This is a genomic window from Actinomadura sp. NPDC048032 (assembly GCF_040653175.1).
GTDB classification, from domain to species: Bacteria; Actinomycetota; Actinomycetes; order Streptosporangiales; family Streptosporangiaceae; genus Spirillospora; species Spirillospora verrucosospora.
The window spans coordinates 1-6,497 of the sequence record NZ_JBEZJP010000451.1 but is presented as its reverse complement, the minus strand read 5'-3'; the positions used below and the strand labels follow the sequence as shown (position 1 = coordinate 6,497).

At 72.4% G+C, this 6,497-nt stretch carries 4 protein-coding genes; 3 read left to right on the top strand and 1 reads right to left on the bottom strand.

The window, feature by feature from the left end; translation table 11 throughout:
- Positions 1-485: 485 nt before the first annotated feature.
- Entirely contained in the window at positions 486-1,964 is a 1,479-nt protein-coding gene (locus AB0C69_RS36035) for a helix-turn-helix domain-containing protein (RefSeq protein ID WP_360359887.1), read from the bottom strand.
- Positions 1,965-2,083: 119 nt separating this feature from the next.
- Here AB0C69_RS36035 and AB0C69_RS36030 point away from each other — a divergent pair, with 119 nt between their 5' ends.
- The 3 genes from AB0C69_RS36030 to AB0C69_RS36020 are packed head-to-tail and all read left to right on the top strand — an operon-like array spanning position 2,084 to position 6,347.
- Entirely contained in the window at positions 2,084-3,145 is a 1,062-nt protein-coding gene (locus AB0C69_RS36030; protein WP_353833307.1) for a DUF917 family protein, read from the top strand.
- Positions 3,138-4,712, top strand: coding sequence for a hydantoinase/oxoprolinase family protein (locus tag AB0C69_RS36025; RefSeq protein WP_360359884.1), 1,575 nt, complete (start codon positions 3,138-3,140; stop codon positions 4,710-4,712). The genes AB0C69_RS36030 and AB0C69_RS36025 overlap by 8 nt, the downstream gene beginning before the upstream one ends.
- Before the next feature lie 48 nt (positions 4,713-4,760).
- Positions 4,761-6,347, top strand: coding sequence for an ABC transporter substrate-binding protein (locus tag AB0C69_RS36020; RefSeq protein ID WP_345177134.1), 1,587 nt, complete (start codon positions 4,761-4,763; stop codon positions 6,345-6,347).
- Positions 6,348-6,497: the final 150 nt, after the last annotated feature.

The following is a 6,497-nucleotide window of genomic DNA, read 5'->3' as shown; positions in this document are numbered from 1 at the left end:
CGCGCTCATCCCCACCTGCACGCCGCCCGTCATACACCGAGCGGGGGTCTGCCGGGCCGGCCCGCCAGCCCCTGGGGGGGGGGGCGGCCGGTTCTACTTCTGCCGCCACCCGGTCGTCCGCCGCCCGCCTTCGATGAGTTCCGAGAAGGCAGGCTGCCGGTGCGGCAGGAGTCTGCCGGTCAACCATGCGGGCCTTCGCGGCTCGTCTTGTTGTTTACATTAATTGTTTACATCTGTTGAAAATGAAACGGGGTTCCTATCATGTCCGACCCGGACAGCAACTTCGAAATCAAGGGCGGCGTCGTCCAGCCCGAGACGGACACCGCCTACAACCTCGTCGTGGACGAGAACGGCAAGGTCGTCATGGTGCCCGCCAACTGATCACCGCGGCCCTGAGGGCCCGGTTTTCTGATGATCAGGCCGTCCTCGTCCCGGGTTTCCGGGGCGAGGGCGGTTCTCTTGTCTCCGCGCGGCGGCGGCCCGGGTCAGTCGCGGAGGCGGACGCGGCAGGCCAGGTGCAGGGCGAACGCGGTGTCGGGGTCGGACAGGTCGGCGCCGAGCCTCTCGACGATCTTCCTGATCCGGTAGTTGACGGCGTTGGGGTGCAGCGCCAGCCGGGACGCGGCGGCCTTCAGCGAGCCGCGCGCGTCGAGGTAGGCGCCCAGCGTCGCGATGGCCTCGGCCGACCGCCCGGGGCCGAGCGCGTCGAGCGGGCGCAGCAGGTCGTCGACCACCCGGCGGCTGAGCGGCGAGGCGGCGATCTGGGCGAGCACCCGGTTGATGCCCGCGGCGTCGAAGGCGTGGACGAGTTCGCCGGAGCGGACGGCGATGGCCGCCGCGGCGCGGGCCTCCGTGGCCGACTGGCGCAGGCCCTCCACCCCCCGCTGCGGCGTCCCGATCCCGAAGCGCAGCACCGTGCCGGGATGCTCCTCGGCCACGGCCGCGCGCACGGCGTCGATCAGCCGCAGGGCGCGCGGCGGTCGGATCTCGGCCCGGGCGGTGCCGACCAGCACGATGTCGGCGGCGAGGCGGGCGAGATTCCACGACTCGCCGGACGGCAGCTGGGCCTGGTGGGTGCGCAGGGTGAGGGTGTCGAACAGCCGCCGCCGTTCCGCGAGCTCGGCGGGGTCGGGGCCCGACGGCCGGTCCGGGGTCATCCAGATGACGGTGTGCAGGTCGTCCACGGCGAGGCCGAGCAGGCGGGCCCGGTCGGCCAGCGCCCCCGCCTGGGCACGCTCGCTGACGATCAGCTCGGTGAGGATGTCGGACCGGGTCTGGCCGGGCGCGGTCGCCCGCTCCAGCGCGTGCTGCCGCAGCCGGCCGATCGCGGCGGCCACGGCGGGCAGCACCAGCCGCACGGCGTCGTCGGGCGGTCCCGTCACGCCGCCCTGACGGCGGCCCGCCACCCAGATCGGCTCGGTGCCGGCCGGTCCCCCCGTCCCGTCGGTGGTCACCAGGGTCCGGCCGAGCACCGCCCCGACGCGTTCGAGCAGCGCGGCGACGCGGTCGCCCTCGGCGCTCCCGGTGGGCTCGCCGGCCTCGCGGACGATGCGCAGCGCCGCCTGCGCACGGGCGAGCGAGTCGGCGGCGTCGCCCCGGATGACCTGGCCGAGGTAGAGCACGACCTCGGCGACGTCGCAGTCCTCCTCGGCCGACAGCACGGCCAGCCGGGCCCGGTCGGCCAGCCGGGCCGCGGTGATCGGCAGCGTTCCGCAGCCGATGAGGACCAGCGCGGGCACGCCGCGCTCGGCGGCGGTCCGGACGGCGATGTCGAGCTCGTATCCGGCGGCCCGCGCGGCCGACCGTCCCGTCACGACGACCAGCGCCCCCTCCGGGGCCCGCTGGAGCCGCGCCAGGGCCTCGACCGCGGTCACGGAGGTGAGCGGCACGGCGTCGGCCGGGCCGGCGAGCAGGGTGAGGGGGATCCGGGAACCGGTCCCGACCAGGTCCGAGACGAAGGACACGCTCGCATTGTGCCATCGGCACAAACCCTCGCGGAACCTTGTGCCCTCCACCCTTCCGCCAGGTCAGAAGGTGGGACCATTCTTCCAGCATGCAGATGACACCTTCGAGGACCGGTCGCGTGACGCTCGACGACGTTCCGGCGCTCGCCCGCGGCTGCGCGATCCTGGGCACCGGGGGCGGCGGGGACGTCGAGACGGGCACGCTGACCGCGGTCCGGGCGATCGACGAGTACGGCGAGGTGCCGCTGATCCCGCTGTCGGAGGTGCCCGACGACAGCCTCGTCCTTCCGCTGTCGGGGATCGGAGCGCCCACCGTCGCCCACGAGATGCTGATGAGCGGCGAAGAGCCGCTGCTGATCCGGGACGAGGTCGAGCGGATCCTCGGCCGCCCGGTGGCCGCGGTGATGGCCTGCGAGATCGGCGGCTCCAACGGCGTCGGGCCGGTCGGCTGGGCGGCGCGGCTCGGTCTGCCGCTCGTCGACGCCGACGGGATGGGACGGGCGTTCCCCGAGGTCCAGATGGTCTCGATGTACGTGGCGGGACGGCCGGTGAACCTCGTCGTCCTGGCCGACGTGCAGGGCAACGTCACCACGGTGCGCCCGATCGACGGGCTGTGGTCCGAGCGCATCTCCCGCGCGGTCTGCGTCGCCAGCGGCGCGTCGGCGCTGATGGCCGACTACGTGCTGACCGGCGCGCAGGCGCGGGGCGCGGTCATCGAGGGGACGGTGAGCAAGGCCCTGGCGATCGGCCACGCGATGAAGGACGGCGCCGACCCGCTCGGCGCCCTGTGCGCGACGCTGGACGCCAGCGTGCTGATCACCGGAAAGGTGATCGACGTCGAGCGGCGGACCGGCGGCGGGTTCGTGCGCGGCAGCCTGGTCGTCGACGGCACCGGCGAGGACCGCGGCCGGCTGCTCCGCGTGGAGATCCAGAACGAGAACCTGATCGCACTGGAGGACGGCCGGCCGCGCGCCTGCGTCCCCGACCTGATCACCGTGGTGGACGCGCAGACCGCCGGCGCCATCTCCACCGAGTCGCTGCGCTACGGACAGCGGGTGGCGGTGCTGTCCTGGCCCTGCGACCCGATCTGGCGGACCGAGCGCGGTCTGGCCACGGCCGGTCCGCGGGCGTTCGGCTACGACATCGACTACACGCCCGTGGAGGAGCTCAACCATGGCTGACCGTACGCCCGGCGGCACCGTCGCCCGCGACCTGCGCATCGGTGTCGACGTCGGCGGCACCAACACCGACGCGGTCGTCCTCAGCGCCAAGGGCGAGGTCCTCGCCAGGACGAAGCAGGCGACCAGCGCCGACGTCACCTCGGGCCTGCACGCGGCGCTGACCGCGGTGCTGGACCAGCTCGGCGACGACGTCCGGCGGGTGGGCCGGGTCATGCTCGGCACCACGCACGCCACCAACGCGATCCTGGAGCGGCGCGGGCTCGGCAAGGTGGCCGCGATCCGGCTCGGCGGGCCGGCGACCACCTCGGTCCCCCCGGCGCAGTCCTGGCCGGCCGACCTGTCGGCGGCGATCACCGCGCGCACCGCCGTGCTCCCCGGCGGCCACTACGTCGACGGCCGGCCGATCTCCAAGCTCGACCCCGGCGCGCTGCGCGCCGTGCTCGCCGACGTCGCCGGGGAGGCCGACGCGATCGCGCTGACGAGCGTGTTCAGCCCCGCCTTCTCCGACCAGGAGCTGGAGGCGGCGGAGATCGCCCGGGACGAGCTCGGCGACGCGGTGCCCATCTCGATGAGCCACGAGATCGGCACGCTCGGGCTGCTGGAGCGCGAGAACGCCACGATCCTCAACGCCGCCCTCTACCGGGTCATCAGCGCAGTCTGGGACGGGCTCCAGCACACGCTGGCCGAGCGCGGCCTGGACGTCACCACCTACTTCGCGCAGAACGACGGCACGCTGATGGCCATCGACTACGCCGTCCGGTACCCGGTGCTGACGATCGGATCGGGCCCGGCCAACTCCATCCGGGGCGCCGCGTTCCTGTCCGGCCTCACCGACGCGATCATCGCGGACGTGGGCGGCACGTCGACCGACTTCGGCGTGCTGTACGCCGGCTTCCCCCGGGAGTCGTCCGCGGGCGTCGAGATCGGCGGGGTGCGGACCAACTTCCGGATGCCCGACATCCTCGCGCTCGCGCTCGGCGGCGGCACCGTCATCGGGCCGGACGGGTCGGTCGGGCCGCAGTCGGTCGGCTACCGGATCACCGAGAAGGCGCTGACCTTCGGCGGCGACACCCCCACCATGACCGACGCGGGCGCGCTGGCCGGCCGGGGCGCGCCGGCCGGCTCGCCGATCCCCGAGCGGCTGCGCGGCGCGCTCGGCTCGGCGGTGGAGACCGCCGACCGGATGCTGGCCGACGCCGTCGACCGGATGACCCTCGGCAAGACCGACCAGCCGCTGGTCGCGGTGGGCGGCGGATCGTTCCTGATCCCCGACACCCTGGCCGGCGTCGCCGAGGTGATCCGTCCCGCGCACGGGGACATCGCCAACGCCGTCGGCGCGGCGATCGCCATGGTCAGCGGGACCATCGAGACCATCATCCCGGCCGGCGAGGGCCGCAGGGAGGCCATCGCCGAGGCGTCCGACGTCGCCGGACGCCGGGCCGTGCAGGCCGGAGCCGATCCGGCCGGAGTGGAGGTCGTGGAGATCACCGAAGTACCGATGAGTTATCTGCCCGAACCCGCGCTGCGGCTGCGGGTGAAGGCCGCCGGCCCGCTCGGCAACCTCTAGCCCGGCCCCCACTCCCCCTGTCCGGTCCCCCTGCAAGGAGATCCCGTCATGACCTGGCGCATAAGATCACTGGCGCTCGCGGCGGCTGTCGCCGTGGCCGTCACCGGCTGCTCGGGCGGAGCCGTCCGCAAGACGGCCTCCACGTCCAGCACGTTCGTCTACTCGTTCAACCTCAACGTCGTCACCGACTGGGATCCCGCGACCTCGTACTCCAACGAGATCATCGCGATGCAGAACGTCTACGAGTCGCTGACGCGGTACAACACCAAGGCCAAGAAGGTCGAGCCGCGGCTGGCGACCAAGTGGGCCTCGTCCGACGGCGGCAAGAAGTGGACGTTCACCCTGCGGGAGGGCGTGAAGTTCCACACCGGCACCGCGCTGACCTCCAGCGTCGCCAAGGCCGCGATCGAGCGGACGATGAAGATGAAGGGCGGCGCGGCCTACATCTGGGAACCGGTGAAGAAGATCGAGACGCCGGACCCGCAGACGCTGGTGTTCGAGCTGAAGTACGCGGCGCCGCTCGACCTGGTCTCCTCCTCCGGCTACGCCTCCTACATCTACGACACGAAGGCTCCCGGCGGCGGCGACCTGAAGGACTACGTCGCGAAGGGCCACGACACGGGCAGCGGCCCGTACACCGTCGCCTCCTGGAACAAGGGGCAGGAGGCCGAGGTCCGGCTGGGCCAGTTCAAGGACTACTGGGGCGGCTGGAAGGGCTCGCACTACACCAGCGTCGAGTTCCGCAACACCCCGCAGGTCACCACCGCGTGGCAGCAGTTGCAGGCCGGTGACGTCACCTACGTGCACCGGCTGAACCCGCAGCTGTTCGCCCAGGCGAAGGGGATGAAGAGCCTCAAGACCGACTCGGTGCCCTCGTTCCAGAACCTCATGGCGTTCTTCAACACCGAGGCCGGCCCGCTGAAGGACGTCAAGCTCCGCAAGGCGGTCCAGGCGGCGATCGACTACAACGGCCTCGTGTCGACGCTCAAGGGCTCCGGGACCGCCGCCAGCGGCGTCGTCCCGGACGGGCTCACCGGCGCCACGCCGGGTCTGGCCGGACGCCAGGACACCGCGGCGGCGACGCGGCTGCTGAACGAGGCCGGGTACGGTCCGGGCAAGAAGTCGCTGACGCTCGACCTCACCTACGCGCAGGGCGACGACGACCAGCAGAAGTTCGTGACGCTGCTCAGCTCCGCGCTCAAGGGCCTGAACGTCAAGCTCCAGGCGAAGCCGATGCAGTGGGACGCCCAGTGGGACCGTGCCAAGAGCAAGGACGCGGCGAAGCGCCAGGACGTCTTCGTCATGTACTGGTACCCGGACTACCCGGACGCCTACAGCTGGTTCCTGAACCTGTTCCGCTCGGCCGACCCGGTCAACTTCAACCTCACCTACCTCGACGACTCCGCCGTCGACGGTGAGATCGACAAGCTGCCGGAGCTGACCGCCACGAACCGGTCCGCGGCGGAGGCGTCGTACGCGTCGCTCCAGCGCAAGCTCCTGGTCGACCAGGCCGTCGCCGCGCCGCTGTTCGTCCAGCAGTACCAGCGGGCGTACTCGGCGGACGTCGACGGCTACACCGACGACCCGGCGTATCCGAACGTCGTGTTCGCCCACGAGCTCAGCCCGGCCGCGTGACATGACCCGCTACCTGCTTCGACGCCTGGCACAGGCCGCGTTCGTCGTCGCCGGTGTCGTGTGCTTCACGCTGGCCGGGGACCCCACCGCCGAGCGGCTCGCCGACCTCGCCGCCGGCCTGAAGGACGAGGCGTTCCTCACCCCGACCAC